At 56.6% G+C, this 25,679-nt stretch carries 32 protein-coding genes, 1 pseudogene and 1 riboswitch; of the genes and pseudogenes, 14 read left to right on the forward strand and 19 right to left on the reverse strand.

The window, feature by feature from the left end; genetic code table 11:
* Positions 1 to 210: 210 nt before the first annotated feature.
* Positions 211 to 1,797 (forward strand): annotated as a pseudogene (locus ACJ8HT_RS07985) (EAL domain-containing protein).
* Between the two features lie 16 nt (positions 1,798 to 1,813).
* Here the strand turns inward: ACJ8HT_RS07985 and ACJ8HT_RS07990 are convergent.
* Positions 1,814 to 3,358 (reverse strand): TerC family protein, encoded by a 1,545-nt coding sequence (locus tag ACJ8HT_RS07990; RefSeq protein WP_049195011.1) that lies wholly within the window; start codon positions 3,356 to 3,358, stop codon positions 1,814 to 1,816.
* A 562-nt stretch (positions 3,359 to 3,920) separates the two neighbouring features.
* Between ACJ8HT_RS07990 and manX the strand changes: the two genes are divergently transcribed.
* The 5 genes from manX (at position 3,921) to mntP (ending at position 8,090) form a co-directional block, all read left to right on the forward strand.
* The gene (gene manX, locus ACJ8HT_RS07995; protein WP_033654424.1) at positions 3,921 to 4,880 is read left to right on the forward strand and encodes a PTS mannose transporter subunit IIAB; all 960 of its coding nucleotides are present in this window, start codon (positions 3,921 to 3,923) and stop codon (positions 4,878 to 4,880) included.
* A gap of 55 nt (positions 4,881 to 4,935) precedes the next feature.
* A complete protein-coding gene (locus ACJ8HT_RS08000; RefSeq protein ID WP_033634888.1) occupies positions 4,936 to 5,736 on the forward strand; it encodes a PTS mannose/fructose/sorbose transporter subunit IIC in 801 nt (266 codons plus the stop codon).
* Between the two features lie 15 nt (positions 5,737 to 5,751).
* Positions 5,752 to 6,594: a PTS mannose transporter subunit IID gene (locus ACJ8HT_RS08005; protein WP_033634889.1), complete on the forward strand. Its 843-nt coding sequence runs from the start codon at positions 5,752 to 5,754 to the stop codon at positions 6,592 to 6,594.
* 54 nt (positions 6,595 to 6,648) lie between these two features.
* Positions 6,649 to 7,107 (forward strand): DUF986 family protein, encoded by a 459-nt coding sequence (locus ACJ8HT_RS08010; RefSeq protein WP_100395669.1) that lies wholly within the window; start codon positions 6,649 to 6,651, stop codon positions 7,105 to 7,107.
* A gap of 218 nt (positions 7,108 to 7,325) precedes the next feature.
* Positions 7,326 to 7,509: riboswitch (yybP-ykoY riboswitch) on the forward strand.
* An 11-nt stretch (positions 7,510 to 7,520) separates the two neighbouring features.
* Entirely contained in the window at positions 7,521 to 8,090 is a 570-nt protein-coding gene (gene mntP / locus ACJ8HT_RS08015; RefSeq protein ID WP_004927615.1) for a manganese efflux pump MntP, read from the forward strand.
* 62 nt (positions 8,091 to 8,152) lie between these two features.
* Here the strand turns inward: mntP and rlmA are convergent, their stop codons facing one another.
* Complete coding sequence (rlmA, locus tag ACJ8HT_RS08020; RefSeq protein WP_100395668.1) at positions 8,153 to 8,971, reverse strand: 23S rRNA (guanine(745)-N(1))-methyltransferase; 819 nt, start codon at positions 8,969 to 8,971, stop codon at positions 8,153 to 8,155.
* A gap of 161 nt (positions 8,972 to 9,132) precedes the next feature.
* Here rlmA and pgeF point away from each other — a divergent pair, with 161 nt between their 5' ends.
* Positions 9,133 to 9,849 (forward strand): peptidoglycan editing factor PgeF, encoded by a 717-nt coding sequence (gene pgeF / locus ACJ8HT_RS08025; RefSeq protein WP_049202106.1) that lies wholly within the window; start codon positions 9,133 to 9,135, stop codon positions 9,847 to 9,849.
* 52 nt (positions 9,850 to 9,901) lie between these two features.
* Here pgeF and cspE read toward each other — a convergent pair whose 3' ends face one another.
* The 3 genes from cspE to ACJ8HT_RS08040 all read right to left on the reverse strand — a co-directional run bounded on the left by cspE (position 9,902) and on the right by ACJ8HT_RS08040 (position 11,986).
* Positions 9,902 to 10,111 (reverse strand): transcription antiterminator/RNA stability regulator CspE, encoded by a 210-nt coding sequence (gene cspE, locus ACJ8HT_RS08030; protein WP_002221949.1) that lies wholly within the window; start codon positions 10,109 to 10,111, stop codon positions 9,902 to 9,904.
* Between the two features lie 41 nt (positions 10,112 to 10,152).
* The gene (locus tag ACJ8HT_RS08035) at positions 10,153 to 10,269 is read right to left on the reverse strand and encodes a DUF2627 domain-containing protein (RefSeq protein ID WP_002211058.1); all 117 of its coding nucleotides are present in this window, start codon (positions 10,267 to 10,269) and stop codon (positions 10,153 to 10,155) included.
* Positions 10,270 to 10,951: 682 nt separating this feature from the next.
* A complete protein-coding gene (locus ACJ8HT_RS08040; RefSeq protein ID WP_197652963.1) occupies positions 10,952 to 11,986 on the reverse strand; it encodes an MBL fold metallo-hydrolase in 1,035 nt (344 codons plus the stop codon).
* Positions 11,987 to 12,208: 222 nt separating this feature from the next.
* Here ACJ8HT_RS08040 and ACJ8HT_RS08045 point away from each other — a divergent pair, with 222 nt between their 5' ends.
* Positions 12,209 to 12,499 carry a hypothetical protein gene (locus ACJ8HT_RS08045; protein ID WP_197652964.1) on the forward strand — a complete coding sequence of 97 codons (291 nt, stop codon included), beginning with the start codon at positions 12,209 to 12,211 and terminating at the stop codon, positions 12,497 to 12,499.
* 46 nt (positions 12,500 to 12,545) lie between these two features.
* On the opposite strand, the gene ACJ8HT_RS08050 is transcribed toward ACJ8HT_RS08045, so the two are convergent.
* The 3 genes from ACJ8HT_RS08050 to ACJ8HT_RS08060 form a co-directional block, all read right to left on the reverse strand.
* Positions 12,546 to 13,907 carry an amino acid permease gene (locus ACJ8HT_RS08050; RefSeq protein WP_049271648.1) on the reverse strand — a complete coding sequence of 454 codons (1,362 nt, stop codon included), beginning with the start codon at positions 13,905 to 13,907 and terminating at the stop codon, positions 12,546 to 12,548.
* Between the two features lie 175 nt (positions 13,908 to 14,082).
* Positions 14,083 to 14,319 carry a DUF4060 family protein gene (locus tag ACJ8HT_RS08055; RefSeq protein ID WP_004927680.1) on the reverse strand — a complete coding sequence of 79 codons (237 nt, stop codon included), beginning with the start codon at positions 14,317 to 14,319 and terminating at the stop codon, positions 14,083 to 14,085.
* A gap of 74 nt (positions 14,320 to 14,393) precedes the next feature.
* Positions 14,394 to 14,696, reverse strand: a complete 303-nt coding sequence (locus ACJ8HT_RS08060; RefSeq protein WP_197652965.1) for a phage protein NinX family protein — start codon at positions 14,694 to 14,696, stop codon at positions 14,394 to 14,396.
* 170 nt (positions 14,697 to 14,866) lie between these two features.
* On the opposite strand from ACJ8HT_RS08060, the gene fos reads away from it, so the two are divergent.
* The gene (gene fos / locus ACJ8HT_RS08065) at positions 14,867 to 15,274 is read left to right on the forward strand and encodes a fosfomycin resistance glutathione transferase (protein ID WP_194572649.1); all 408 of its coding nucleotides are present in this window, start codon (positions 14,867 to 14,869) and stop codon (positions 15,272 to 15,274) included.
* Between the two features lie 39 nt (positions 15,275 to 15,313).
* Here fos and ACJ8HT_RS08070 read toward each other — a convergent pair whose 3' ends face one another.
* Together ACJ8HT_RS08070 and ACJ8HT_RS08075 are read right to left on the reverse strand one after the other, a co-directional pair.
* Positions 15,314 to 15,592, reverse strand: coding sequence for a YebO family protein (locus ACJ8HT_RS08070; RefSeq protein ID WP_060423990.1), 279 nt, complete (start codon positions 15,590 to 15,592; stop codon positions 15,314 to 15,316).
* Between the two features lie 81 nt (positions 15,593 to 15,673).
* Entirely contained in the window at positions 15,674 to 15,832 is a 159-nt protein-coding gene (locus ACJ8HT_RS08075; protein ID WP_004927688.1) for a PhoP/PhoQ regulator MgrB, read from the reverse strand.
* A 161-nt stretch (positions 15,833 to 15,993) separates the two neighbouring features.
* Here ACJ8HT_RS08075 and ACJ8HT_RS08080 point away from each other — a divergent pair, with 161 nt between their 5' ends.
* The gene (locus ACJ8HT_RS08080; protein WP_049202099.1) at positions 15,994 to 16,227 is read left to right on the forward strand and encodes a YobH family protein; all 234 of its coding nucleotides are present in this window, start codon (positions 15,994 to 15,996) and stop codon (positions 16,225 to 16,227) included.
* A 40-nt stretch (positions 16,228 to 16,267) separates the two neighbouring features.
* On the opposite strand, the gene ACJ8HT_RS08085 is transcribed toward ACJ8HT_RS08080, so the two are convergent.
* Positions 16,268 to 16,507, reverse strand: a complete 240-nt coding sequence (locus ACJ8HT_RS08085) for a DUF2766 family protein (RefSeq protein ID WP_004927692.1) — start codon at positions 16,505 to 16,507, stop codon at positions 16,268 to 16,270.
* Positions 16,508 to 16,689: 182 nt separating this feature from the next.
* Between ACJ8HT_RS08085 and ACJ8HT_RS08090 the strand changes: the two genes are divergently transcribed.
* Positions 16,690 to 16,902, forward strand: coding sequence for a YccJ family protein (locus ACJ8HT_RS08090; RefSeq protein WP_004927694.1), 213 nt, complete (start codon positions 16,690 to 16,692; stop codon positions 16,900 to 16,902).
* Between the two features lie 447 nt (positions 16,903 to 17,349).
* A complete protein-coding gene (locus ACJ8HT_RS08095; RefSeq protein WP_197652966.1) occupies positions 17,350 to 17,736 on the forward strand; it encodes a helix-turn-helix domain-containing protein in 387 nt (128 codons plus the stop codon).
* A gap of 21 nt (positions 17,737 to 17,757) precedes the next feature.
* Here the strand turns inward: ACJ8HT_RS08095 and ACJ8HT_RS08100 are convergent, their stop codons facing one another.
* From ACJ8HT_RS08100 to lysM, 5 genes are all read right to left on the reverse strand, one after another.
* Positions 17,758 to 18,105: a DUF1304 domain-containing protein gene (locus ACJ8HT_RS08100; RefSeq protein WP_244664471.1), complete on the reverse strand. Its 348-nt coding sequence runs from the start codon at positions 18,103 to 18,105 to the stop codon at positions 17,758 to 17,760.
* Positions 18,106 to 18,537: 432 nt separating this feature from the next.
* Complete coding sequence (locus ACJ8HT_RS08105) at positions 18,538 to 19,479, reverse strand: pirin family protein (protein WP_197652968.1); 942 nt, start codon at positions 19,477 to 19,479, stop codon at positions 18,538 to 18,540.
* Positions 19,480 to 19,586: 107 nt separating this feature from the next.
* Positions 19,587 to 19,751 (reverse strand): hypothetical protein, encoded by a 165-nt coding sequence (locus ACJ8HT_RS08110; RefSeq protein ID WP_162837923.1) that lies wholly within the window; start codon positions 19,749 to 19,751, stop codon positions 19,587 to 19,589.
* A 23-nt stretch (positions 19,752 to 19,774) separates the two neighbouring features.
* Positions 19,775 to 19,930, reverse strand: a complete 156-nt coding sequence (locus tag ACJ8HT_RS08115) for a hypothetical protein (protein WP_162838238.1) — start codon at positions 19,928 to 19,930, stop codon at positions 19,775 to 19,777.
* 264 nt (positions 19,931 to 20,194) lie between these two features.
* Positions 20,195 to 20,641, reverse strand: a complete 447-nt coding sequence (gene lysM / locus ACJ8HT_RS08120; RefSeq protein ID WP_016927389.1) for a peptidoglycan-binding protein LysM — start codon at positions 20,639 to 20,641, stop codon at positions 20,195 to 20,197.
* 227 nt (positions 20,642 to 20,868) lie between these two features.
* Between lysM and ACJ8HT_RS08125 the strand changes: the two genes are divergently transcribed.
* Positions 20,869 to 21,060, forward strand: coding sequence for a YebW family protein (locus ACJ8HT_RS08125; protein ID WP_049202096.1), 192 nt, complete (start codon positions 20,869 to 20,871; stop codon positions 21,058 to 21,060).
* Positions 21,061 to 21,181: 121 nt separating this feature from the next.
* Complete coding sequence (locus ACJ8HT_RS08130; protein WP_194572643.1) at positions 21,182 to 21,406, forward strand: biofilm development regulator YmgB/AriR family protein; 225 nt, start codon at positions 21,182 to 21,184, stop codon at positions 21,404 to 21,406.
* 242 nt (positions 21,407 to 21,648) lie between these two features.
* On the opposite strand, the gene ompC is transcribed toward ACJ8HT_RS08130, so the two are convergent.
* The 3 genes from ompC to astB all read right to left on the reverse strand — a co-directional run bounded on the left by ompC (position 21,649) and on the right by astB (position 25,633).
* A complete protein-coding gene (gene ompC, locus ACJ8HT_RS08135; RefSeq protein WP_350429807.1) occupies positions 21,649 to 22,731 on the reverse strand; it encodes a porin OmpC in 1,083 nt (360 codons plus the stop codon).
* Positions 22,732 to 23,298: 567 nt separating this feature from the next.
* Complete coding sequence (gene astE / locus ACJ8HT_RS08140; protein ID WP_197652969.1) at positions 23,299 to 24,282, reverse strand: succinylglutamate desuccinylase; 984 nt, start codon at positions 24,280 to 24,282, stop codon at positions 23,299 to 23,301.
* Positions 24,283 to 24,292: 10 nt separating this feature from the next.
* Positions 24,293 to 25,633, reverse strand: coding sequence for an N-succinylarginine dihydrolase (astB, locus tag ACJ8HT_RS08145; protein WP_197652970.1), 1,341 nt, complete (start codon positions 25,631 to 25,633; stop codon positions 24,293 to 24,295).
* Positions 25,634 to 25,679: the final 46 nt, after the last annotated feature.

A 25,679-nucleotide genomic window follows, 5' to 3' on the forward strand; every position in this document is an offset into this window, starting at 1 on the left:
TAGTGACAATGTCACCAGAAAATATCCTGCATTTTTCTCATCGATCGGGCGGTTAGCCTGCAAATTGGCCTTCTGTTTTACCATACTGAAATAATTTACTGAGTTACCATCAATCTTGTATAACCTCAGGCTAGAATTAGCCGAGCGCAACTTAAGGATCTATGGCCTGACTGTGACTCGGAGCTGGATTACCGAACAAGGATTTACCGGATGTTGATGACCCACCTCGCCGCGTCCCGATATCGTTACTACCGTTGGCTGCTGGCCGGAGCGGTGGGCGTGGCTATTCTGTTGGTATCGCTGTATACCCGTTACTATCAAGAGGTCAAAAGCATCGAGCAGAGCCAGCAGACGTTGGCTACCCGCACCGTCGGCAAGATCAACCAATTGCTGACGCCGGCGCAGATGCAGGCGGAACGCAGTATGGACATGCTGGACCAACCCTGCGAAAACGTTTCATAGACCCTGCGCTTTCGCGCCGCGCAAAATCAGGCGCTACGCGCGATGTTGCTGGTGAAAAACGGTGTTATTTACTGCTCCAGCCTGTTTGGCGCCCGTCATTATCAGCTGGCCGCGGTGATGCCCACCTTCGTCGACAGCAACGCCAGGCTGGCGCTGCGCCCCTCTCTGGCGGTCAGCAAAGGCCTCCCCACGCTGGTGATGTGGACGCCATCCCCCCGCGATAAAACCAGCGGCGTGCTGCACGTATTCAATATCGAGCTGCTGTCCAACTTTTTACTCGAGCCGCAAGAGCCTTACGTTCAGCGAGTGGTCCTGAACGTGGACGACAGCAGCCTGGAATATGGCCGCCGCGAAATCCTGAGCCGCGACACCCTGACCAACGACCTGCGCTACACCGCCGGCTCCGCGCTGTACCCGTTCTCGATTTCACTGTTCGGCCCACAGATCGGCATGCTGGCGCTGTCCGCATTGCCGCGCCATATCCCGCTGGCGCTGTTGATCAGCCTGCTGGCGGCCTATGTGGTCTATCTGCTCACCGCCAACCGCATGAGCCTGTCTTACCACATCGGCCATGCCATCACTCATCGGGAGTTCCGCGTCTACTGTCAGCCTATCATCCACAGCGACACCGGGCGCTGCGCTGGCGTCGAGATGCTGCTGCGTTGGAAAAAGAAGCGACAAGGATGGATCTCGCCTGACGTGTTTATTCCGCTGGCCGAGCAGCATGAGCTCATCATTCCGCTCACTCGCTATCTGATGAACACCGTGACGGAAAATCTGCAGCTGTTCCCGCCACGACCGTCCTTCTACATCAGCATCAACGTCGCCGCCGAGCACTTTAAAACGCTCAACATCATCGACGATATCCGCCAGATTTGGCTGCCGGCGCACCCGATGCCCTCATTGATGCTGGAGCTGACCGAACGCACCGCGCTGTCGGCGATCCAGTATGACCAGATCCGCACGTTGAAAGACATGGGGATCATGCTGGCCATCGACGATTTCGGCACCGGCCACAGCTCGCTGAGCTACCTGAAAAACCTCAGTCCGGACGTCTTGAAGATCGATCGCGGGTTTACCGCCGCCATCGGCACCGATGCGGTCAACGCCACGGTGACCGACACCATCATTACGCTGGCGCAGCGCCTGAAGCTGAAACTGGTGGCAGAGGGGGTGGAAACGGAGGAACAGGCCGACTATCTGCGCTCACGCGAGGTCAATGCCCTGCAGGGGTATTATTTCGCCAAGCCGATGCCGATTCATGTTTTCCCGCTGTGGTTGCAGCAGTACGAATCGCGCGTCAGGAAAGCGGAAGAGGAACCGCCGGAGGCCTGAGCCCCCGGCGGGAGGGTTACGCGTGCGCCGGATCGTCCAGGGCGACGCGGGTAACGCGCACCAGTTCGATACGGTATTCGGACACCTCAACGATATCGAAACGCAGGTGGTTCAGCTCGATGGTATCTCCCGCCACCGGCATCTGCCCGTAGTGGGCCAACAGCAGCCCCGCCAGGGTGGCGTAGTCGGCGGTGGGGCTGACCAGATCATCGCAGGCCAGCGCCTGTTCCAGCGAGTGCAGATCGGTTCCGCCCTTCACCAGCCAGCCGTCGCCTTCCGCCACGATGTCCGGCGTTTCGTCCTCGTCCGGGAATTCACCGGCAATCGCTTCCAGCACGTCCAGCGGCGTCACCAGCCCCTGCACGACGCCGAACTCATTGGTGACCACCACCAGACGCCCTTTGGCGCGACGCAGCACCGCCAGCAGCTTGATGACGTCCATGGTTTCCGGCACCACGATCGGCGGCGTGCGGGCGGCGAACTCGGCGATGTCTTCACCCTGCTCCAGCGCCACCAGCAGATCCTTGGCGCGTACCACGCCGACAATCTCATCCACCGAATCACGACACACCGGGAACAGGCTGTGCGGCGTATCCAGCAGCTGTGCGCGTACCTCCTCGCGGGAGCGCTCGCAGTCGACCCAGGAAATGTCGGTGCGCGGCGTCATCACGCTGCGCAATGAACGCGAGGCCAGCGTCAACACGCCGCTGATCATATAGCGCTCTTCCGCCGCAAAGGTTTCATCCCTCGGCAAGGCGACTGCATCGTCCGTCTGCTGTGTACGCTGCTGCCCCATCAGGCGCATGATCGCTTCCGCGGTGCGCTCGCGCATCGGGCGACGCGCTTGATGCTTGATGAAGTTGCGACGCGCGATCTGGTTGAACAATTCAATCAGGATCGAGAAGCCGATAGCGGCATACAGGTAGCCTTTAGGAATGTGCAAACCGAAGCCTTCGGCGATCAGGCTAAGGCCAATCATCAACAGGAAACTCAGGCACAGCACCACGATGGTCGGGTGTGCGTTCACGAAGTTAGTCAACGGCTTGGACGCCAACAGCATTACCGCCATCGCGATCACCACCGCCGCCATCATCACCGGCAAATCGTTCACCATGCCCACGGCGGTAATCACCGCATCGAGCGAGAACACCGCATCAAGGATGACGATCTGCACCACCACCGCCCAGAACTTGGCATAACCGCGGTTGGCGCCGTCCTGGTGCGTCTGCCCTTCCAGCCGTTCATGCAGCTCCATGGTGGCTTTGAACAGCAGGAATACCCCGCCGAACAGCAGGATCAGATCGCGGCCGGAGAAGCTGAAATCCCCGACGCTGAACAGCGGCGTGGTCAGGGTTACCATCCAGGAGATCACCGACAGCAGGCCCAGACGCATCAGCAATGCCAGCGACAGGCCAATGATGCGCGCCTTATCGCGCTGCTTCGGCGGCAGCTTGTCGGCCAAAATGGCGATGAACACCAGGTTGTCGATGCCCAGCACGATTTCCAGCACCACCAGCGTAAGCAACCCCGCCCAAATAGAGGGGTCCATTAAAAATTCCATATCAGACTCCAGAGAAAAGTGGGAATGAGCGCACGCCGCTCAGACGTGACGATGCCGCCGCTGCATGGGCGCAGTCGACAATAGCAAAGTGACGGGATGGGGTTACCGGGAGGTGGCCGAAGGGCCGAACAGCATATGCAACGCCAGCAGGTGGCGGGTGAAACCTGGTAAAGCAGTAACTTCGGTGACAGTCCATAGGGAGGGCTGAGGCCCTTCACTCCTTAGTGATGAAAGAGGAAATTACTGTATCAGGATTTTTCTGGGGGACAAAGCGGCTTTTTCAACGGCGGTTTAGCATGGCGCCACGCCGTATCGTCTGCGACAGCTAAGATTTCTCCGAGCATTCAATAACGGAGCAGCGTCACAAAAAATATTTTTTCACTCACTAAAATAAATGACGCGTTCGTGAAGCATCACGCACAGGCATTTGAAACTGCGTGAGAAATGTTAGGCGTGCGTTTCTTTTTTTCTACCATAATGTATCTGAACCGCGGAAGTGACTGCCAAGACGGCGCGGAGAAACGACACAAACCGCGCCTGGAGTTCAACGAGGAGGTAGCGAGTGGCAATAGCTATTATCATCGGCACACACGGGGCTGCAGCGGAACAACTGCTGAAAACGGCGGAGATGCTATTGGGCGAGCAGGACAACGTCGCCTTTATAGACTTCGTTCCCGGTGAGAATGCCGAAACGTTAATCGTCAAGTACAACGAAAAAATCAGTGGGTTGGATACCAGCGGCGGCGTGCTGTTCCTGGTGGATACCTGGGGCGGCAGCCCGTTCAACGCCGCCAGCCGCATTGCGGTCGACAAAGAAAACTATGAGGTCGTCACCGGGGTCAACATTCCGATGCTGGTGGAAACCTTCATGGCGCGGGACGACAACCCCGCCTTCGATGAACTGGTGGCGCTGGCGTTGGAAACCGGCCGCGAAGGCGTGAAAGCGCTGAAAAAACCGCAGGAAGAACCCGCAAAACCCGCAGCACCCGTCGCCAAAGCCGCTGCCCCTCAGGCGCCGCTGGGGCCGAACGACCACATGAAAATCGGCCTGGCGCGCATCGATGACCGTTTGATTCACGGCCAGGTCGCCACCCGCTGGACCAAAGAAACCAACGTCAGCCGCATTATCGTCGTCAGCGATGAAGTCGCCGCCGACCATGTGCGGAAAACCCTGCTGACCCAGGTCGCCCCGCCGGGCGTCACCGCTCACGTGGTGGACGTGGCGAAGGCGATCCGCGTTTGGAACAACCCGAAGTACGCCAACGACCGCGTAATGCTGCTGTTTACCAACCCGACCGACGTCTTGCGTCTGGTGGAAGGCGGCGTGGATATTCAATCCGTCAATATCGGCGGCATGGCGTTCCGCCAGGGGAAAACCCAGGTGAACAACGCCGTTTCCGTCGATGAAAAAGATATCGAAGCGTTTAAGAAACTGAACGATCGCGGTATCGAGCTGGAGGTGCGTAAGGTCTCGTCCGACAGCCGGCTAAAAATGATGGACCTGATTAACAAACTCAATTAGTGGCGCCAGCCGCTGATTATTTTACTCAGAGCTTTTTGGTCATAGGAGAAGTGCAATGGAGATCACCACTCTTCAGATTGTGCTGATATTTATCGTTGCCTGTATCGCCGGGATGGGTTCCGTCCTCGACGAGTTTCAGTTCCACCGTCCGCTGGTCGCCTGTACCCTGATCGGCTTCATTCTCGGCGATATGAAAACCGGCATCATTATCGGCGGTACGCTGGAAATGATCGCCCTGGGCTGGATGAACATCGGTGCGGCTGTCGCGCCGGATGCCGCCCTGGCGTCCATCATCTCGACCATTCTGGTCATCGCCGGCGGGCAAAGCGTCGGCGCCGGTATCGCCCTGGCCATTCCGCTGGCGGCGGCCGGCCAGGTGTTGACCATCATCGTACGTACCCTCACCGTGGCCTTCCAGCACGCGGCGGACAGCGCGGCGGAGCGCGGCAGCCTGCGGGCCATCACCTGGATCCACATCGGCGCCCTGCTGCTGCAGGCGATGCGTATCGCCATTCCGGCGGTCATCGTCGCCATCTCGGTTGGCACCGCCGGGGTACACGCCCTGCTCAACTCGATCCCGGAAGTGGTCACCAGCGGCCTGAACATCGCCGGCGGCATGATCGTGGTGGTCGGTTACGCGATGGTGATTAACATGATGCGCGCCGGCTACCTGATGCCGTTCTTCTACCTTGGTTTCGTGACCGCCGCCTTCACCAACTTCAATCTGGTGGCGCTCGGCGTCATCGGCGTGGTGATGGCCGTGCTGTATATCCAGCTCAGCCCGAAATACAACAAGTCTCAGGTTGTCCAGGCCGGCCCGGCTAATGCAAACGATCTTGATAACGAACTCGACTAGGAATAGGTGAGAGAAATGGTTGATACAACTGCTCAAAAGAAACTCACGCCGGCCGATATTCGCGGCGTATTCCTGCGCTCCAACCTGTTCCAGGGGTCGTGGAACTTCGAGCGCATGCAGGCGCTGGGTTTTTGCTTCTCGATGGTACCGGTGATCCGTCGCCTGTATCCGGAAAACAATGACGATCGCAAACAGGCGATCAAGCGCCACCTCGAGTTCTTCAACACCCACCCTTACGTGGCGGCGCCGGTGCTCGGCGTGACCATGGCGATGGAAGAGCAACGCGCCAACGGCGCGCCGATCGACGACGGTGCGATCAACGGCATCAAGGTCGGTCTGATGGGGCCATTGGCGGGCGTCGGTGACCCGATTTTCTGGGGCACCGTGCGGCCGGTGTTCGCCGCGCTCGGCGCCGGTATCGCCATGAGTGGCAGCCTGCTCGGGCCGATCCTGTTCTTCGTGCTGTTCAACCTGGTGCGCCTGCTGACCCGCTACTACGGCGTGGCCTACGGTTACCGTAAAGGGGTGGATATCGTCAACGACATGGGCGGCGGCTTCCTGCAAAAACTGACGGAAGGGGCGTCTATTCTCGGCCTGTTTGTTATGGGCGCCTTGGTCAACAAGTGGACGCACGTGAATATCCCGCTGGTGGTGTCCAAGATCACCGACCAGACCGGGCATACCAACGTCACCACGGTGCAGACCATCCTCGACCAGCTGATGCCGGGCCTGGTGCCACTGCTGCTGACCTTCGCCTGTATGTGGCTGCTGCGCAAAAAAGTCAATGCGCTGTGGATCATCATTGGCTTCTTCGTCATCGGTATCTTTGGCTATTGGATTGGCCTGCTGGGCCTGTAATCGTTCGAATCGGCCGGGGGGCAACCCCCGGCTTTTTTATGTGTGGAGCAAAAGATGTCACTGACCGACGCCGTACTGATGCTGTTTATCGCCCTGCTGTTGCTGTATTCGCTGTACGACGAATTCGGCATGGACCTGCTGAAAGGTAAAACGCGGCTGAAAGTGGCGCTCAAACGCCGTCATCGCCTCGATAGCCTGATTTTCGTCGGCCTGATCGCCATTCTGATTTACCGCAACGTCACCACCAACGGTGCGGTATTAACCACCTATTTGCTTATTTCTTTGGCGCTGCTCGCGATCTATATCTCTTATATTCGCGCCCCCAAGATGGTGTTTAAAGCACAGGGTTTTTTCTTCGCGAACGTGTTTGTCGAATATAACCGCATTAAAGCCATGAATTTATCGGAGGATGGCATTCTGGCCGTCGACCTGGAACAGCGCCGGCTGTTGGTTCAGGTGACGCACCTGGATGACCTGGAGAAGATTTACCACTTTTTCATTGATAATCAATAGATAAAGAAAAGCTCATTTTACTTTCGCTCAAACCTTGCGCTGCTTGTGGATAATTAATCGGCAGCGCCATTTTTACTCTGACTATTATTTCCGCAACATTGTTACCCACGTCTACATTATATTCCCGCATGAAATTAGATTAATGAAAACGAGTCTCAATTAAGAGCGAACATGACTCTAGAATAAAGTTGTCGGTGGCGGAAATAATATGGTATGGTTGCGCCGTCATTGGGGAGTAGCCGGTTTCTGGAGAATAAAACGCCAGAAACGCCCGTATCAACATACTCGTTTCGCCGTATGAAACGTGGTGCGGGCAGCCAGGTAAGGTTGGCGAGACCATAGACACGTAACTCCGTCGTTTGGTTGGGGGTGGGTTACGTGTATATGGAGCCACCCGGCCGAGGCTATTTCACATGAACCTTTCAGCAACACTCATTCTCGCTTTTGGCATGTCCATGGATGCTTTCGCCGCTTCGATCGGCAAAGGTGCCAGCCTGCATCAACCCCGTTTCCGCGAAGCGATCCGCACCGGCCTGATCTTCGGCGTGGTCGAAGCGATCACCCCGCTCATCGGTTGGGCCATCGGTCTGTTCGCCAGCCAATACATCATGGAATGGGACCACTGGGTCGCCTTCTCCCTGCTGTTCATTCTCGGCATGCGCATGATCGTCGAAGGGGTGCGCAACAGGCCCGATGAGGAAGAGAAGGTCAAACGCCACGGCTTCTGGATCTTGGTGGCCACCGCTATCGCCACCAGCCTCGACGCTATGGCTATCGGCGTCGGCCTGGCCTTCCTGCAGGTGAATATCGTGCATACCGCCATGGCCATCGGCTGCGCCACCATGATCATGGCAACGCTGGGCATGATGATTGGCCGCTTTATCGGCCCGCTGCTGGGCAAACGCGCCGAGATCCTCGGCGGCGTGGTGCTGATCGGTATCGGCGTCAACATTCTGCTGGAGCACCTCGGCTACCTGGCCTGAGGCGATGACTCTGCAAAAAAACCTGCCGCGGCAGGTTTTTTTGTTTTTGAGTTCAAGGTCCCTTAGGCGTGACGTCGGTACAACGCCAGGACGAAATCCGTCTCGCACACGAACTCGGCGCCATCCGCCAGCCGCTGCTGCACCTCCGGCGTAGCACGCCAGGCGAACGGTGTCATCTGCAGCAGGTTGGCGGCCTGCGCGCCCGGCAGGGTCATCGTATAGGCCAACGCCTCTTTACGCTCGCACTCGAAACCGTCGAACTGTTCGTCCTGCTCGGCATGCAGCTGCACCTGCTGGTAGACCTGCTCTTTCAGCTGGTACAGATGACGCGGGCCCGGCGAAACCGTCACCACCACACCGCCCGGCTTCACCACCCGCGCCAGCTCCTCTGCCTTGCAAGGCGCATAAATGCGCAAGACCGCATCCAGCGCCGCGTCGGCGAACGGCAGACGGTGGCTGGAGGCGACGCAGAACGAGACCGCAGGATAACGTTTGGCGGCGTAGCGGATCGCTACCTTGGCGACGTCCAGCCCATAGACCGCCATATTGCGCGCCTGCGCCAGCCGTGCGGCCACGGCGGCGGTGTAATACCCTTCCCCACAGCCTATGTCCAACAACGCGCCTGCATCGGCCGCCAGCGCCAAATCCAGCCACTCGGCCACCTGCTGTTGCAGCGGCTGATAATAACCGCCGTCGAGAAATGCACGCCGTGCCTGCATCATTTCCGCGCTGTCTCCCGGCTGCTTCGATCGTTTGTGCTGCACCGGCAGCAGATTGACGTAGCCTTCTTTGGCTTGATCGAACTGATGATTGCCGTCGCAACGCCAGTGTTGTGATGAAAAATGCAGCGGTTGATGACACAGAGGGCATTGATAAGACATGAATGGGCTTCCAGAAAGACAGGGCGCGGCTAGTCTAAAGAAGGCGTCGGCTCGATGCAAGGCGCATCCCCGCTCGCTTTCGCCGCCAACAACGCCTGGTCAAGCGGGGAAAAAGCTGGCTACACTGAGAGTCTGTTTTCTCACGCAGGTGAAAATAACTTATGAGCGATCGTTCCGCGCTGCTCAATGCGGTGCCCCACATTCAGCACGGCTTCGGCAGCAAACTCGCGCTGCTGCCCGGGCATCTGCTGCCCTACAGCGCCACGCTACCGGAAAAGAAGCAGGTGCACGGCACCCGTATCGTCGACGTGCTGCAACCGGCGCAGGCGTGCGGCGAGGCCGACGGCTTCTACACCCGCCAGCCCGGCATTCTGCTCAGCGTACTGACGGCGGACTGTCTGCCGGTGCTGTTCAGTCGCCGCGACGGGGGCGCCATTGCCGCGGTTCATGCCGGCTGGCGCGGGTTGCTGGACGGCATTCTGGAACAAATGGCAGCGCGCATTCGCCAGGACGATGACACCGCCGATTGGGTGGCCTCTATCGGCCCTGCCGCCGGCCCATGTTGCTACGAAGTCGATGAAGCGCTGGTGGAAAATTTTAAACAGCGCCTGCCGCTGCCCGCCACGCTGATCAGCCCACATTACCGGCATCTGGATTTGGCCGCCATTGCCGAATACAAGCTGGCGGCGCTCGGCTTCGCCGCCGTTGACCGCGCCGGCAGTTGCACCATCTGCACGCCGGACGTCGATCCTCAGCGGCCACAGCGCTTCAAATACACCAGCTATCGCCGCAACAGCCACCGGCGCGCGCAGGACCCGACGCATCCGGGGATCAAAGGCCGCAACCAGTACGCCGGCATCATCATCGCCGCCGGATGACGGAAACGAAAAAGCCCGCTCGAAGGCGGGCTTTTTGTACAGCTGACGCTGATTAGATAGCAGTAACGTTTACTGCAGATGGGCCTTTCTGGCCATCTTGGATTTCGAACTCAACGTTCTGGCCTTCAGCCAGGGTTTTGAAGCCGTTACCCTGGATTGCAGAGAAGTGTACGAACACGTCTTTGCTGCCGTCAGCCGGGGTGATGAAACCGAAACCTTTAGACTCGTTGAACCACTTAACTTGACCTTTGATCTTTGCCATCTTGAGTATTTCCTTTGGATTGTTTAAACCGCCCGAGGGCGTTACATAGACAAACTAGAGTCGTTACTGCTTGAGGCACTAAGATAAGGATCGGCAGAGAAGCGGTATTCAACGCTAACGTCTTTACTCAGAACTTCTTTACTGAAAATGCCACACATATACAGAACTGTACCTCGTTTTACCCAGATGCGTTATCACATACTCTGTATGCGATGGCAAGCCATTTTTAATCACTGAACGACATGTCGCACATATTTGAAACGGTCGAGAGCCACATTGGCTTAAATAGCCCAAAAGATGTTGAAGCATCGGCTATTTTCTGCTTGCCAAAATCATCGCGCCAAACCCCGCATTCTGGTGGCCTTTTAACAAAACTTTCATCGTTTTGACGCATCCCTGTTGCGACTTTTCTGCTTTTTCGTCGCTTATAGCGTTAAAAAATTTGAATCTTTATGGAATGTAATATGCAACATTTGAATATCGATGAACGGGGGCCGATTTATTCAATGCTCCTCCGACCATTTACCGCTGGAAAGCGCATTCACCATCGGCCTTCAGCCCTGTCACCGCACGGCATGCGTCAGAGCGTGACGAGAGCCGGCGGCCGCGCTGACACGCCGACCAACGGCTGCATAAGCATGCAACGTCCTGACGCCTCCCCCGTTGGCCGGTGGCTTCATCCTAAATAATCCGAAAACCATGAATCTGAATAATCGGAATAACCTTATGAATAGCGAAAGTGCGGCATTGAATTAAATCCGGAAAATCGGGTGGTTATTTGAATCCCACCCCGCACTTATCAATTTTGCTAATTACTGCCACGTTTTCAAACCGTTGATCTTATTCTTTCCTCTGTACCGCAGGGCGAAGAGACAACGCTTGCTGGGAGTCCTGCAACGCGATGCGCTCGCCAATCTTCAGCGGATGGAATTGATGCTGTTCCAGCCCCGCCTCGCTCAGCGCCAGGTTCAGTTGCTGCGGCGGTTCGTCCAGCGATTCATCCGCCAGTTCGAATACCCCCCAGTGGATGGGAATGGCCCGCGGCTGATTCAGCTCGCGATACAGCGCCACCGACTGCTGCGGATCCATATGCTGTTCCTGCATGAACCAGCGCGGCGCATAGGCACCAATGGGCAACGCCGCCACGTCGAACGGGCCCAGCCGTTGACCGATTTCCGCCAGCCGCGCCGAATAGCCGCTGTCGCCGGAAAAATAGAACCGCAGCGCCGGATGGTGGATCACCCAACCGCACCATAGCGAGCGATTGCGATCCCACAACGTGCGCATGCTCCAGTGCCGCGCCGGCGTGGCGTAGACCGTCAACTCGCCCAGCGACAGGCTTTGCCACCAGTCCAGCTCATGCACCTTCAGCCGATAACGGCGGAACCAACGCTTCAATCCGAGCGGCACGATAAACTCGGCCTGCGGGAAGCGCCGCGCGAGCTGCCGCACCGTGCGTCTGTCGAGATGGTCATAATGATTATGGGAGATCAGCACCGCATCCACCGCCGGCAGTTGCTCCACCGTCAGCGGCGTAGGCGTTTTGCGCTTCGGGCCGTAGAAACTCAGCGGCGATGCGCGTTCGGACAGCACCGGATCGATCAGGATATAACGGCCGCCCAGCCGCAGCAGCATTGACGCATGCCCCAGCCACCAGATGCCGTCATCGCTGCCGCTGAGATCGGCGGGTTGCCACCAGCGTTCGGTAAATTGTGCATATCCCTGCTGCGGCGGCCTGGGCAACCCCTGCCGTTTGCGTTCATCCTGCCAACGCTGCAGGTCACCCTCCTGGCGCTGCGAAGGTTCCGGGTTGCGAAATCCCTCCGGCGTGTGATGCGCCTTGGCCGCGTCGTAATAACGATTGACTCTCTTCATCCAGCCCCTTCTCCTGAGCACTGTACCCCCTGCAAGGGCGTGATTCTCAGTGTAACAAACCAGACGAAACTCGCACTTCGTCAGTCGTGCGCTGCATTGCGGGACCTTTTGCCGCATGCTGTTGTCTCACTTCGGTGAGACAGCCAGGGCCGCCAAGAGCCCGTTAAGACTCTCTTAAGATCTTTGTGATTGACTTGTAGGGCATACAGAAAAGGAGAAGTTATGAGTCGTTCTACATCCCGCAAATCAGGCATCGGCCTGGGGCGCCGTATTCGCAGCGCGCTGCTGGCGCAGAAGCAATACTGGAAAATGTATTTCGCCATGAAGCTGCGCCGTCTGCGCGTACCGGCGCCGTTGGTTTTGCTGGGCGGTTCGCTGCTCGGGTTTTTCATGCTGACTCTGCTGATGCTCAGCGTGGTCGCCATCGACGTAATCAGCACCCTGCTGCTGCTGTACCGGAAACTGCTGGGACGGGGCCAGAGTGAGGGGCGCGCTTTTATGCCGCGCGGCTGACGAGAAGAGAAACGGAGGCGCGCAATACGCCTCCGCAGCACACAGATTAACGCTTGGCACCTTTACGGCGCGTCAGCATAAACCCGCCCCACAACACCGCAATCCACACCGGCATCAGCAACACCGAAATGCGGATCCCTTCGCTGAAATACATAATCACCAGAATCAGGCCGAGGAACGCCAGGCACAGGTAGTTGCCGAACGGATACCACAGCGCCTTAAAGCTGGGGATGACGCCCTGACGGTTCTTGGCAGCGCGGAATTTCAGGTGCGCCAGGCAAATCATCACCCAGTTGATCACCAACGTTGACACCACCAGCGCCATCAGCAACTCAAACGCCTTGCCGGGCATCAGGTAGTTGATCAGCACGCCAATCGAGGTAATCAACGCCGACAGCGCGATGGACAATACCGGCACGCCGCGTTTATTCACGCGCGTCAGCGCCTGCGGCGCATTGCCCTGGCTGGCCAGCCCGAACAGCATGCGGCTGTTGGCGTAAACGCCGCTGTTGTAGACCGACAGCGCGGCGGTCAACACCACCACGTTGAGCACGGTCGCCACCAGATTGCTGTTCAGCGCATGGAAGATCAGTACGAACGGGCTACCGCCCTCCACCACTTGCCCCCACGGATAAAGCGACAGCAGCACGGTCAGCGAACCGATATAGAAGATCAAAATGCGGTACACCACCTGGTTGGTGGCTTTCGGAATGCTGCGACGCGGATCGGCGGCTTCCGCCGCGGTGATGCCGACCATTTCCAGCCCGCCGAACGAGAACATGATCACTGCCATCGCCATCACCAACCCGGAGAAACCGTGCGGCATAAAACCGCCCTGCTGCCACAGATTGGTGATGCTGGCCTGCGGCCCGCCGCTGCCGCTGACCAACAGCCAGGCGCCGAACACGATCATGCCGACAATCGCCACCACTTTGATGATGGCGAACCAAAACTCGGTTTCGCCGTACAGGCGCACGTTTACCAAGTTAATCAGGTTGATCAGCACAAAGAACAGCGCGGCGGAGGCCCAGGTGGGGATCTCAGGCCACCAGTATTGAATGTAAATGCCGACAGCGGTCAACTCCGCCATGCCGACCAAAATAAACATTGCCCAGTAATTCCAGCCGGAAAGGAAGCCGGCGAAATCGCCCCAATATTTGTAGGCAAAGTGGCTGAAAGATCCGGCGACCGGCTCTTCCACCACCATTTCGCCCAGCTGGCGCATGATTAAAAACGCGATAAAACCGCCGATGGCGTAGCCCAACAGCACGGCGGGGCCGGCCATTTTAATGGTTTGCGCAATGCCGAGAAATAAACCGGTACCGATGGCGCCCCCGAGGGCAATAAGCTGTATGTGTCTGTTTTTTAAACCGCGTTTTAGCGGAGTGTCCTGATGCTGACCGCCCATCTTATCCTCATATGGCGTACACCCTTGCCGTTATCGGCCAAGATTTCACCAATCAATAAATGTATCTGCGGGCGGCTTTTTAACACTTAACCCCGTGAGCATCAAGGAGAAGCGCCCCGAGACGGCGGGCCGGAGCGCGATTTTTTTACCGTGAGAAAGCGGATAAGGGCGGCGTTTAGCCGGGCATTCCGCACAGTTTGGTCAGGTTGCGCGCGCCGATCATCAGCGTGGCGACATAAGATTGGCTACGCGTGACCACTTCCACCGCCACGCGATCGTTTTGATATTTTATCAGGTAGGTCGAGGGCCAGCCCTGACGGCGCTGGCCGAAGCTTTCGGCATGACGATCGATCGCCGCATGGGCAATCACCAGATGAGACAAGTTTTTATCACCTTTGATAATGCGCTTCATAAACAGCCTCCGCCAACGACAGCTCTGTTATTAGAAAAAGGAGAAACTCTTACCAATCACCGGTATTGTTCGAATCAGTTAGCCTGCCGGCTCATCAGGAAGCAGATCATCGCCGCGCGCAGCGGGCTGACGCTGTCCGCCTGCCATTCACCGCACTGAGTGCTCATGCGCGCCTGCCATTGCGGGCTATCGCTTTGGTTGTCGGGGTTCAGACTGATTTTGTTGGCGCAAATGATCGGCCAGGCATCGGAGGGATTCTTGCAGTAATCTTTACCTTTCACACCACCGTAGGGATACCACTTGTCCGGGTTCTCCCCGGTCAGCAGCGCGATGCTGCGGTTCACTTCGGCATCGCTTTCTTCGTACCATTTAATCATCGGCTTTATCCATCTTTCGTAAGGTTCGCGCTACATTACGATGTCTGTACGACAGTTTTATGACAGCGTCGCCGGTTTTCACATTATCTCTACTAATGCTTTGCCCCCTTTATCTTTCCTTAGCGCCTGCGTACACTTTTCCCTCTGTTCAGCGCCCAGGAAATGCATGCATGTTGACCGGCCTCAACCACCTGACGCTCGCCGTCAGCGATCTCGATCGCAGCTTCGATTTTTATCGTCATCTGTTGGGATTTACCCCGCACGCGCGCTGGCAAGGCGGCGCCTATCTCTCGTTGGGAGCATTATGGCTATGCCTGTCGCAGGATGAGGCGCGGGCGCAACAAAGCGCGCGCGATTACACCCACTATGCCTTCAGCGTAGCGCCGGATCACATTGAGCAGGTCAGCGAGCGGTTGCGCCAGAGCGGCGTCAAGGAGTGGAAAAGCAATCGCAGCGAAGGCGAATCGCTCTATTTTCTCGATCCTGATGGGCATCAGTTGGAGATCCATGCCGGCGATCTGGCCAGCCGCCTGGCGGCATGCCGGGAAAAACCGTATCAGGGCATGGTGTTTTACTGAGGCGCCCCGGCGGCGCTGCCGCCGGCCGGAGCATCATGCTTAACGTTCGGGGATAAAACCTTTGAAATCCAGCGCGGGGCTGAGATCGTCGTCGTCAGCAGCATCGCCGCCATCAGCGCGTGCACGGTGCGCCAGGCGTTTCAACAGCGCCGTTTGTTGGCGTTGTTGCTCGGCAATCTCCTGCAGCAGACGAATCTGCTCGTTGGCGCGCACGCTGGCGCGGTTCACCAGAAACCAAACCCACAGCCCAACCAGCAACGCCACGGCGGCGAGGGCCAGCGACAACAGGCCGTTCTGGCCAAAACCTAAATCGTACATGGACAACCCTATCTACTGCGACATTCAGGCCGCCATCTTAACACTCGCGGCGGCCGTGCGAACATCCCTGCCAAAAATTGCTTACCAGGGCACGAAGCGCGTTACCGAGCAGATGCCCAGCGCAAAGTTTCCGCCATCGTCGCAATAACTGTCCAGCGCCAACAGGTAGAAAAACAGGCAGGCAGCGACGGCCGTCATTATCACGAGGATTTTTTTTCGCAACAAATTTAGCAGCCTCATTGTTATCTGGGTAATCTATCGCGCATGTTATCACAGCGAAGTTAAACGAAGTTTAACTTGTCGTTTAGATTTCTGGCTATCGCCCGGTTTTCAGACTGTTACCCTTGTCGTCGCGCGGCAGTCATGGCTAGATGAACCCTCAGGGATAATGAGGAAGCGCAATGAGCAGATTGATTAAGTGGGTAGTGGTGTTGGCAGTCATTTACGGCGGCTTTTTGATTTCGGGTTACGGTGTGCTGATAGGCAGCAACAAAAACGTTGGCGGGTTGGGTTTACAGTGCAAATACTTGACGGCACGCAACGTGGCGATCGCCCAGTACGTCAACGGCGACAACGGTTTCATCGGCGTAGCCGACTGCCCGCTGTTCAAGAAAATCGAAACGGTGGTGGATTAACCCCCACCGCCCGACGCCGCCGCTTTGCGGCGGCCCCGCCTCAGTTGCGGGTAAACTTCATCTCGATCAGCGCAATCGCCTTGTCAATCGCGCGGCGGGTCACCGGATCGGCGCCTGCAGGATGCGTAGAGAAATCGATGCTTTTGAGCTGACCCGCCATCTTGTCACGCACTTCGGTCGGCGCAATCACGTCGATAACGTCCAGAATCTGTTTGATGACCAGTTGGCAAGCGACCAGATCGGAAGCCAGTTCCTGCTCGTTGCTCAGCATGTCAGACATAATAATTTTCCTCTTGATTCAAACGCCGCACAGAATAGCACGCCGCCTGCACCATTGCCCGCTCTCCCCGCCTTTTTCCCCCTTCTGCGCACCGCCGGGCAAAAGCCCACGGCGGATTAGCCTATACTTGCAGCAGACGGTGGCAAAAACCACCCGTAGGCCACAACCAACAGGAGAAAGTTATGGCGAATCACAATGTGAAATCCTGGGCGACAGTGCGTGAAACTTCGGTGGAAATCGCCGAAGCTATTTTTGAACTGGCAGGGAACGACGAAGTGTTGGCACAGAAGATCTGGGAAGAAGGCAGCGACGAAGCGTTGGAGAAGGCCTTTGCCAAAACCACCGCCGACCAGCTTTATTGGGGCGAGGAAACCGTCGAGCGGAAAAACGTTTGAGCGGCTACGCAACAAAAAGCCCGGGTTTCTGACCCAGGCTTTCCCGATTCGCGATCGCCCCGCTCAGCGGCGTGCAATGTCTCTTGCTCTCACGGTTCTTCACCTCCCACGCCTTCCGCATTTTTCATGCTCATCACCGGCATCGCCATAAAAGCGCCGACGCCCACGATTACAACCAGAGTAATAATCACTGTCATTAACATGCGATCACCCCATCAACGTTGAGTTGTTACGGCTGACTCTGTTTTGGCGGTTACTTGCTGTGGCCTTTTCCGCGTCACCCACCGCGGCGGCGACAGTCTCAGATTAGCCGTTTTTCCTTTCGACTGACAAGCTGTGGTTGAACGGTTTTTCCGAATAATTGCCCCCCGTCACCGGCGGCGTTTTTGTCCGCGGCGGCAAGTTGTGTATACTTCACCGCTATGTAGATCTCACACTGACGCACTGATGATACAAGAACACCACCTCTCATTGGTCTGCGCCCTCAGCAAATGGGTCGAAACTCACCTTGGACGAGTGATCCATCTCGAAGAGCTGGCCAAGTATTCCGGCTACTCGCTGTGGCACATGCAGAAGCTGTTCAAAGAAGCGACAGGGATTTCGCTGGGCAAATACATTCGTGAACGCCGCCTGGCCGGCGCGGTTTACCAACTGCGCAGCAGTGAAGCGTCGATCTTCGATATCGCCCTGGACTTTGGCTTCGGCTCACAGTCCCACTTCACCTACATGTTCAGAAAGCGTTTTAATATCACGCCTTATGATTTCCGCCAGGATTTGAGCGTCGATCTGCACATCGATCCGCCGTTGCACGTCATTCATCAAAAATCCGCCTGACGCCCGCCGTAAACCGGTGGGTTAACGCGCGCCCCATACCGCCAGCATCGCGATCAAGGCCGGCAGCGCCTGCACCCACAGGATCTTGCGGCTGGCGGTCAGCCCGCCAAACACCCCGGCCGCCAACACACACCCGAGAAAGAACAGTTGCAGCGCCATGTCCTCACGCCAATAGCCCCATGCCAGCCCCAGCGCCAGAAAACCGTTGTACAGCCCCTGATTGGCGGCCAATACCCGCGTGGCCGCAGCAAACTCCACCGTCGTACCGAATGCCCTTCTGCCGAGCGGCGAACGCCACAGGAACATTTCCAGCACCAGGATATAAAGATGGAGCACCGCGATGAGCAACAGCAAAATATCGGCAAACAGCTTCATAATTGTCCTATCGCTTATTGAAGATGTCATTAAGTATAAGCGTGTAGCCTCTATTGCCAGACAATGGTGATAAAAAAACCCGCCGAAGCGGGTTTATGCAGGAGTCATTTTTTGAGGTTAGTTTAATACGGCGACCAACAATGCCGCGACAGAGACCCAAAACAGCGCCGTGGCAATCACGACATGGGACAGTCTTGCACGATAGAGTACCTGGCTCATAATGACCTCACTGACATCTGACTAACGGGAGACAACCTGACTTCCTGAGGATTATCCTAAACTTCTTCTCATTGTCATTATATGCGCCAGATCACTGTTCTGCCGATAAACCTTATTCTGTGATAAAGCTGGAGCCGCGATCACAGTAATTTCGCCTTATTAGAGCGAAATAAACCGAATAATCGCGGCGATTATATCCTAACGCTATCAAACATCGCCCCAGGGCAGGCGCGGCGCGGTCATCCGCTCGCCGAAATAACCGCTCACCGGCGGAAAACGCGGCGTCCCTTGTTCCCAATCATGCTGGGCCCGAGTAATTTCAGCCTTGGTATGGCCAACGAAATTCCACCAGATAAGGATCTCTTCGTTTAACGGCGCGCCGCCAATTAATAATCCCCGGCTGCCCTTCTGCGCATTTAACTCAATGGAGTTATTCTTCATGCCCAAATAGGCAAACTCGTCAGGTGAAAAGGTTTCACCATTAAGTTCGAATTCGCCCATCAGGGGCAAGAAGCCGATTTCATAGTCATCGCGCAGCGGCAATTGCACCGTCGCCGCTTCCTGCCATTCCATATCAATGGCGATTAATGGCGAAAGGGTAAACACTGGCGAACGATAAGCGCCAAATTCCCCGACCAGCAAACGGTGATTCACACCGTTATTCTGCCACTGCGGCAGGTCAGGATAATGATCGAATCGCGGCGCCATGTCGGCATGTTCGGCCGGCAGCGCAATCCACAACTGTGCGGCATGCAATCGCCGCTGCTCGCCCACCGACTGTTCCGTATGCGCAATGCCGTGCCCCGCGGTCATCAAATTGACCTGGCCCGGACGGATCACTTGCTCGCTACCGAGGCTGTCGCGGTGCAGTACTTCGCCCTCGATCATCCAGGTGAACGTTTGCAGACCGGTGTGCGGATGCGGCCCCACATCCATGCCTGGCGAAGTACCGTTGAATACCGTCGGCCCGGCGTGATCGAGAAAGCACCAGGCGCCAACAGTGCGCCGCTCACGGGTTGGCAGCGCGCGGTTGATCGGAATGCCCCCTACTTCGGCGTTACGCACGGCAATACGTTGGATCTGGCGCACGCCGTCGACGACGGGGCACTCGCGTGAAGGTGAAGAGAGCGTAGGACGGGACTGACTCATCGCAAAGACCTCCTGAATGGCGTCGATTCGCCAAAGGTAACTCTCCCCAGCTTAACACAGGACAGTTCACCTCACAGAGCAACGGCGCTCAGGCGCGTTCGCGCGGATTAGGACGCTTTGATGTAGCAGCTTTTAATGTCGATATCATCGTGCGCGTGCCTAAGATCGGAGAAATAGGTCACGCCAAAGAGAATTGATACCACCAGCAGCACGGAAACCAACAGGCCGATAATCGCCAGCAGTTTGGTTTCATCATGGAGATTAGGCTCCATTTCATCTCCCCTAGTTAATCGCATCAGGTCACCCACAGCGTGACCGCCAGCGTAAAGATAATCAGTGAGCAGGACGCCACCGCCAACACGACGATCGCAAATTGCGCATCACCCAAGGTTTCTCGATAATTTTTATCCGTTGAGGCGTCACGCTGTTGTTTCACTAAATCGGTTTTCACTCGTTCAACTGCTGCATTGCTGTTTAACGGGGCAAAAGGTCCCCTCATAATAAGACGTTAACGTTGCCGCCTTGGTCGTTCCGGCTTCAACCGGGGCATGACGCTATCAACTTTCCCCATCAGGGTCAACACTCCCCCTGCCGGCAAGCGAGCAGGGGCACAGGGTAGATGTAACCGGCATTGGGATCGCAAGAAAATAAGAGATGCGTATTACAGAGGGCAAAAAAAAGCCCGGTACGCACCGGGCTATGGCAGACCGACACGTTATTGAGGGATACGCAACACCTGCCCCGGATAGATCTTGTCCGGGCTCGACAGCATCGGTTTGTTGGCTTCGAAAATCTTGTTGTACAGATTGGCGTTGCCGTACATCTCTTTGGAAATCGCGCTCAGCGTATCGCCCTTCTTCACGGTGTAGAAGCGGCTCTCGGCGTCGGATTGCGCCACCGCCACCTTGTCTTCCACGCCGCTGATGCCGGCCACGTTGCCAATCGCCACCAGGATCTTCTCTTTCAGCTCCTGACTGACGGCATCGCCGGTCACTACGGCTTTACCATCGACCACCTGCACATCGACTTTGTCGGTGCCTGGCAGGCCGCTCTTATCGAGATGCTCCTTGAGTTTGGCGCTTTGATCTTCGGCGGAGGCATTGCCGGTGACTGTGTCCCACAGTTTTTCGCCCGCTTCTTTGACGAAGTTAAACAAGCCCATATTCACTCCTTTTGATGGTTGCAATAATGCGTTGAAGTAAGGCTTGTTAAGCTTAGCATCGTCAAAAGGATATGCCATCCGCCCCGGCGTCAGAAATGGTTAGAGAATTCCGAAAGTGCCCTCAGCGGCGTATCGATGGTGATTTATCACGCAATGGTGCTGAAAAATCGCGCTTTTTTACCTACACTGTTGCCTACAGAGCGGTTCGACGAAAGAGGCATGCAACGATGTACGCATTGGTGATGTTTGTCTGTTATCTGGATGGCGGCTGCAGTGAAATGGTGGTCGATATATTGCGCGACGAACCGCAATGCCTGGTCGTGATGAAGGAACAGAACCTGCGCCACGCCGGCTGTTATCCCATGGAAGAGTTTATCGACGGTTTTTGGTTGCCGGCCAGCGAATACTCGGATTTTTAACGCCTTCCCCGTCCGATGCTGAGGAATTTCTGATTTCATCGGAAACTTCGTCTGCCTCCGAGGCTTTAGGCCGCTGTTTTGCTAAATTGCGGCTTCCGAAGAAGAGAGACAGAGAAAGGTCATGTCAGCAACAGCTCATTCCAACGAGCATTATGAAATACTGCTGCGCAACGTCAGCCTGGCGTTAGGCGACGCGGTGTTGCAATTAATCAAAAACCATAAAAAGGTCTCCGGCAGCAATATTCTTTCACAGCTGGTCACGGAGATAGAACGCGAGCAGGATCAGCAACGTTTCGCCGCGCTGCGCTCTGCCATTGAACTGGTGGGGCTGGCGCCCAAAAGTTGAGCTGCCGATAAAAACGAAGGCAGGGCTTACGCCCTGCCTGAGGTTAATGACAAACCTGATGACATTGGCAGGTTTATCGAAGACCACATTTAAAAATAAGGAAAATCAATTCATTGATTTTCGGCTGATAACCACAAAGGAGGAAAAACCACGCTTTTTCCTCCTTTGTCATCAAGCTAAGGCAGGGCTTGCGCCCTGCCTGATTACCAATCCCGACACAGGATGAAGGTAATGATGGAAACTTAGAAGCGGTAGGTCAGGTTGACAGCAACAATGTCGTCGGTGCTCAGCTTCAGTTTGTTGTCGTCGTTCAACTGGTTAATCTTGTAGTCGACGTAGGTGTACATGTTTTTGTTGAAGTAGTAAGTCGCACCCACTTCCACGTATTTCACCAGATCGACATCGCCAATCCCTTCAATGTCCTTGCCTTTGGACTGTACGTAGGCCACGGACGGACGCAGGCCGTTTTCGAACTGGTACTGAGCCACAACTTCGAAGTTTTGCGTTTTATTGGCGAAGCCTGAAACGCCGTTGCCGCTGATCGGCGTCATGTTGCGGGTATCGGCATACATGGCCGCCAGATAGACCTGGTTGGCGTCATATTTGATTGCGGTGGTCCAGGCGGTGGCCTTATCCCCTTTACCATACTTCAGCGCCTTCTGGTCGCTGGTACGGTTGGAATCAGAGAACGCCGCCGCTACGCCGATGCCGCTGCCGCCGATGTCCTGATAGTCCAGAGACATGCCGTAGCCGTCGCCGTTTTGCTTGCTGACGCTGCGGCCGTCACCGTCGTTTTTACCCTGGTACTGCAACGCCAGGTTCAGGCCTTCCACCAAACCGAAGAAGTCACGGTTGCGGTAGGTTGCCAGGCCGTTGGAGCGCGCGGTCATGTAGTTGTCGGTGTAGCTGTAGGAGTCGCCGCCGAATTCCGGCAGCATGTCGGTGTAGGCTTCGGCATCATACACCACGCCGTAGTTACGGCCGTAGTCGAACGAGCCATAGTTGGCGAACTTCAGGCCGGCGAAGCCCAGACGCGTTTTGGTGCCGGTGGTGCCCTGCGCTTCGTCGTGGTTAGAAGCAACCTGGTATTCCCACTGGCCGTAACCGGTCAACTGATCGTTGATTTGGGTTTCGCCTTTAAAGCCGAGACGAACGTACGTTTTATCCCCGTCTTCATCCTTGTCTTTACTGAAAACGTGTTTGGCAGCAACGCGGCCGTACAGGTCGAGTTTATTGCCATCCTTATTATAGATTTCAGCCGCGTTGGCGAAGGAGGTGACCGCCCCGAGGGCGACAGCTAAGGCTAATACACTGCGTTTCATCATTTATTTTCCTAGATATTATAATTAGAACCCTGCCCGTCACGCCCAATTTATAATTTGGGCTGTGATTTTATCTTTTGGTATTTTTTGAGCTCCCCTAATACGGGGTGATGTGACATTAGCATCATGAATCAAAACTTAAAATCAAAAAGTTCATGAAACAACGAGGAGAAAGCATGTTTATTTGTAAGTAGATGTTACAACAAAGAGATTTCGCAAATCGTTGAATATAAGAATATTTTATCACATAACTTATAACTAAAATGGTGCAATGCACCAAAAAAGTGCACACCAGTTTCGTTTTGCGTGCTTTCTGCGCGATTCAAAAGTAACAACAAAATTAGCATGGTTATTAAAAACGTTACTTATTTCACATTTTTATCTTAACAAACTCGCCAGGCAATTAAGGCTTTCAGATAACCCTCTGACACAACCTTTTATTCATTCGCGTAAAGGAAGACCTCCGGAACGAATAAAATTCGCCTTACGGCAATTTAAATAGGGAGAAATAGCAGATAAAAATAATGAAAGGAATAACGGCGGCGCGCTGCCGGCGCCGCCGTGGATAAATCAATACAGCGTAGAGCGGGGCACTTCGTTCAACAACATACCGGCGCGCAGGCCCAACGCCACATTGGGGTTAGGGAACAGTACCCAGGCCCCCTCCTGGCCCACGCGATAGTCCTCCTGCGGCTGCTCGCACAGCAACATGCCCGGTTTCAGTTCGGTGAAGTTGGCCGTGTCATCGCCCAGGTGCAGCTTGAAATCTTCGCTGTGCTTGATCAACGAGTGCATCACGCGGAAAACCCGAATCTCATCGGCTGCACGCGCCGGCAGGGGCCCTTCACTGACCGCCACCCGCAGAGCGAGATCGATGGCAGCGAACTGCTGCAGATCGTTGCTGCCGAACGGCCGCGCCTTGCCCAACTCAAGCGTACAGCTCGCCGCATTGAGATGTTCGCTGGAATAATGGCTAAAAGTGCCGCCCGGCGCGCTGTGTACCACCAGCGCATCCAGATCGGCCGCATCCAGCAGCTTCAACATCGGCTCGCTGTACGGGCGTTTCTGGAAAGGCAGAATGCCAAAGCGTGGCAAACGCGATTCACGGATGGCGGTGTGCAAATCGTAATGGAAACGCGCCGCCTGTTCCCCATCGAAAAAGGCGGCGAGCGCACGCTCCAGCTGCTGCGCACGCACGGTTTCGCCGCTGGCGGCGAAGTTGCGGTAGCGGCCGCCGAACATGCGGTTCATATCGCTGTGCAGATAACGCTTGCCGGCCCGCATCGCCGCCGGGTTACCCAGCACCACCAACAGCCGCACCCTCAGCAACAACCGGCCGGTCAGCAAGTCGCCGACCAGCTGATTGAGCAGTTCGATCGGCGCGGTTTCGTTGCCGTGCACGCCCGCCGACATCACCATCGCCTGGCGGTAGGGCTGCCGCGGCGTGAGCTCCAGCACCCCTTCCCCCTGCCAGCGCCAACGCAGCTGCGGTGTTTCACCTTGCCATTCGACAGGTTCGTTCCCTTCCAGCGTCAGGGGCAGTAGATCGATCATGCCGCCTCCCTTAGCGTTGGAATGGATAGATGGAGCCGAGACCGAGGATCGACGTCAGCGAATCCAGCGCCTCGCGCCCTTCGCGCAGCAGCAGCGGATCGGCCAGATCATCCTGCGTAAGGCGATCGCGATAATGGCGATCCACCCACTCATTCAGCGTCGCAAACAGCCGTTCGTTCATCATCACGCGCGGGTTAACCGCCCGCAGTTCCTGTTCGTTGAGCGCCACACGCAGCCGCAGACAGGCCGGGCCGCCGCCGTTGCGCATGCTTTCGCGCAGATCGAACACGCGGATTTCATCGATCGGGCCGCCGCTGCCGATCATGTCGTTGAGATAACGCCACACGCCGGCATGCTGACGCGACTCCTCCGGCACGACGATCATCATCTTGCCGTTCGGCTTGGTAAGAATTTGGCTGTTGAACAGGTAGGTCGCCACCGCGTCCGCCACCGAGACGCGCTCTGTCGGCACCTCGATCGCCACCAGCTCGCTGTCCAGCGTCGCCATCTTGCGGCGCACTTCATCCAGCGCCTGTTGCTGGCGGTAAAACGCCTGCTGGTGGTGGAACAGCACGTTCTGGTTGCTGACCGCAATCACGTCGTTATGGAACACGCCCTGATCGATCACCGCCGGGTTTTGCTGCACGAAGACCGTATGCTGCTCGTCCAGCTGGTGCAGGCGAGCGATCGCCTCGCCGGCTTCGCGCGTCTGGCGCGCCGGATAGCGCGCCGGCGCCGTTTCGCCACCGAACTCCTGCCGACCGTAGACGAACACCTGCACGCTGCGCCTGGCGTAGTCGCCGCCCAAACGGTTGTGGTTGGCCGCCCCTTCGTCACCGAACAACGCCACCTGCGGCAGCGCCTCATGGTGGGCGAAATGCCGATCGTCGCTGAACATCGCCCGCAATACTGCGGTGGTGGTTTCCGCTTCGATGGCGCGGTGGAATTTGTTATTCAGGTTGGCGGCGGTGAAATGCACCTTGCCGTCGGCGCTGTCCGCCGAAGGCGACACGGTGGCCGCATTGGCGGTCCACATGCACGACGCCGAACTGAGCGCCGACAGCAGCCGCGGCGACTGACGCATCGCCTGCGCCAGCACCGCCTCATCGCTGCCGCTGAAGCCCAGGCGACGCAGCATCGGCAAATGCGGACGTTCCTGCGGCGGCAATACCCCTTGCTGGAAACCGAGATCGGCCAACGCCTTCATTTTCAGCAAGCCTTGTTTCGCCGCCAGCTTCGGGTTCGATACGCTGTTTTGATGCTGCGTCGACGCCTCGTTGCCGAACGACAGCCCGGCATAGTGGTGCGTCGGCCCCACCAAACCGTCGAAATTGACTTCATATCCTGACATGTTCATCCCCTGGGGATAGCGTGCGGCGACGCCGGCGCGCCGCCGC

This window comes from Serratia sp. CY44782, from assembly GCF_052168715.1.
GTDB classification, from domain to species: Bacteria; Pseudomonadota; Gammaproteobacteria; order Enterobacterales; family Enterobacteriaceae; genus Serratia; species Serratia nevei.

Bases quoted from the DNA above. Each gene is read 5' to 3' on its own strand.
- astB (WP_197652970.1), bottom strand. From the start codon at position 25,633: ATGTCAGGATATGAAGTCAATTTCGACGGTTTGGTGGGGCCGACGCAC.
- ACJ8HT_RS08035 (WP_002211058.1), bottom strand. From the start codon at position 10,269: ATGTGTGGCATTTTCAGTAAAGAAGTTCTGAGTAAAGACGTTAGCGTT.
- astE (WP_197652969.1), bottom strand. From the start codon at position 24,282: ATGATCGATCTACTGCCCCTGACGCTGGAAGGGAACGAACCTGTCGAA.
- ACJ8HT_RS08080 (WP_049202099.1), top strand. From the start codon at position 15,994: ATGAGCAGATTGATTAAGTGGGTAGTGGTGTTGGCAGTCATTTACGGC.
- ACJ8HT_RS08130 (WP_194572643.1), top strand. From the start codon at position 21,182: ATGTCAGCAACAGCTCATTCCAACGAGCATTATGAAATACTGCTGCGC.
- ACJ8HT_RS08070 (WP_060423990.1), bottom strand. From the start codon at position 15,592: ATGTACGATTTAGGTTTTGGCCAGAACGGCCTGTTGTCGCTGGCCCTC.
- ACJ8HT_RS08095 (WP_197652966.1), top strand. From the start codon at position 17,350: ATGATACAAGAACACCACCTCTCATTGGTCTGCGCCCTCAGCAAATGG.
- ACJ8HT_RS08110 (WP_162837923.1), bottom strand. From the start codon at position 19,751: ATGGAGCCTAATCTCCATGATGAAACCAAACTGCTGGCGATTATCGGC.
- pgeF (WP_049202106.1), top strand. From the start codon at position 9,133: ATGAGCGATCGTTCCGCGCTGCTCAATGCGGTGCCCCACATTCAGCAC.
- ACJ8HT_RS08085 (WP_004927692.1), bottom strand. From the start codon at position 16,507: ATGTCTGACATGCTGAGCAACGAGCAGGAACTGGCTTCCGATCTGGTC.
- ACJ8HT_RS08055 (WP_004927680.1), bottom strand. From the start codon at position 14,319: ATGAAGCGCATTATCAAAGGTGATAAAAACTTGTCTCATCTGGTGATT.
- ACJ8HT_RS07990 (WP_049195011.1), bottom strand. From the start codon at position 3,358: ATGGAATTTTTAATGGACCCCTCTATTTGGGCGGGGTTGCTTACGCTG.
- ACJ8HT_RS08005 (WP_033634889.1), top strand. From the start codon at position 5,752: ATGGTTGATACAACTGCTCAAAAGAAACTCACGCCGGCCGATATTCGC.
- ompC (WP_350429807.1), bottom strand. From the start codon at position 22,731: ATGATGAAACGCAGTGTATTAGCCTTAGCTGTCGCCCTCGGGGCGGTC.
- ACJ8HT_RS08105 (WP_197652968.1), bottom strand. From the start codon at position 19,479: ATGAGTCAGTCCCGTCCTACGCTCTCTTCACCTTCACGCGAGTGCCCC.
- ACJ8HT_RS08090 (WP_004927694.1), top strand. From the start codon at position 16,690: ATGGCGAATCACAATGTGAAATCCTGGGCGACAGTGCGTGAAACTTCG.
- mntP (WP_004927615.1), top strand. From the start codon at position 7,521: ATGAACCTTTCAGCAACACTCATTCTCGCTTTTGGCATGTCCATGGAT.
- lysM (WP_016927389.1), bottom strand. From the start codon at position 20,641: ATGGGCTTGTTTAACTTCGTCAAAGAAGCGGGCGAAAAACTGTGGGAC.
- ACJ8HT_RS08045 (WP_197652964.1), top strand. From the start codon at position 12,209: ATGAGTCGTTCTACATCCCGCAAATCAGGCATCGGCCTGGGGCGCCGT.
- ACJ8HT_RS08000 (WP_033634888.1), top strand. From the start codon at position 4,936: ATGGAGATCACCACTCTTCAGATTGTGCTGATATTTATCGTTGCCTGT.
- ACJ8HT_RS08060 (WP_197652965.1), bottom strand. From the start codon at position 14,696: ATGATTAAATGGTACGAAGAAAGCGATGCCGAAGTGAACCGCAGCATC.
- ACJ8HT_RS08050 (WP_049271648.1), bottom strand. From the start codon at position 13,907: ATGGGCGGTCAGCATCAGGACACTCCGCTAAAACGCGGTTTAAAAAAC.
- cspE (WP_002221949.1), bottom strand. From the start codon at position 10,111: ATGGCAAAGATCAAAGGTCAAGTTAAGTGGTTCAACGAGTCTAAAGGT.
- ACJ8HT_RS08125 (WP_049202096.1), top strand. From the start codon at position 20,869: ATGTACGCATTGGTGATGTTTGTCTGTTATCTGGATGGCGGCTGCAGT.
- fos (WP_194572649.1), top strand. From the start codon at position 14,867: ATGTTGACCGGCCTCAACCACCTGACGCTCGCCGTCAGCGATCTCGAT.
- ACJ8HT_RS08010 (WP_100395669.1), top strand. From the start codon at position 6,649: ATGTCACTGACCGACGCCGTACTGATGCTGTTTATCGCCCTGCTGTTG.
- rlmA (WP_100395668.1), bottom strand. From the start codon at position 8,971: ATGTCTTATCAATGCCCTCTGTGTCATCAACCGCTGCATTTTTCATCA.
- ACJ8HT_RS08075 (WP_004927688.1), bottom strand. From the start codon at position 15,832: ATGAGGCTGCTAAATTTGTTGCGAAAAAAAATCCTCGTGATAATGACG.
- ACJ8HT_RS08040 (WP_197652963.1), bottom strand. From the start codon at position 11,986: ATGAAGAGAGTCAATCGTTATTACGACGCGGCCAAGGCGCATCACACG.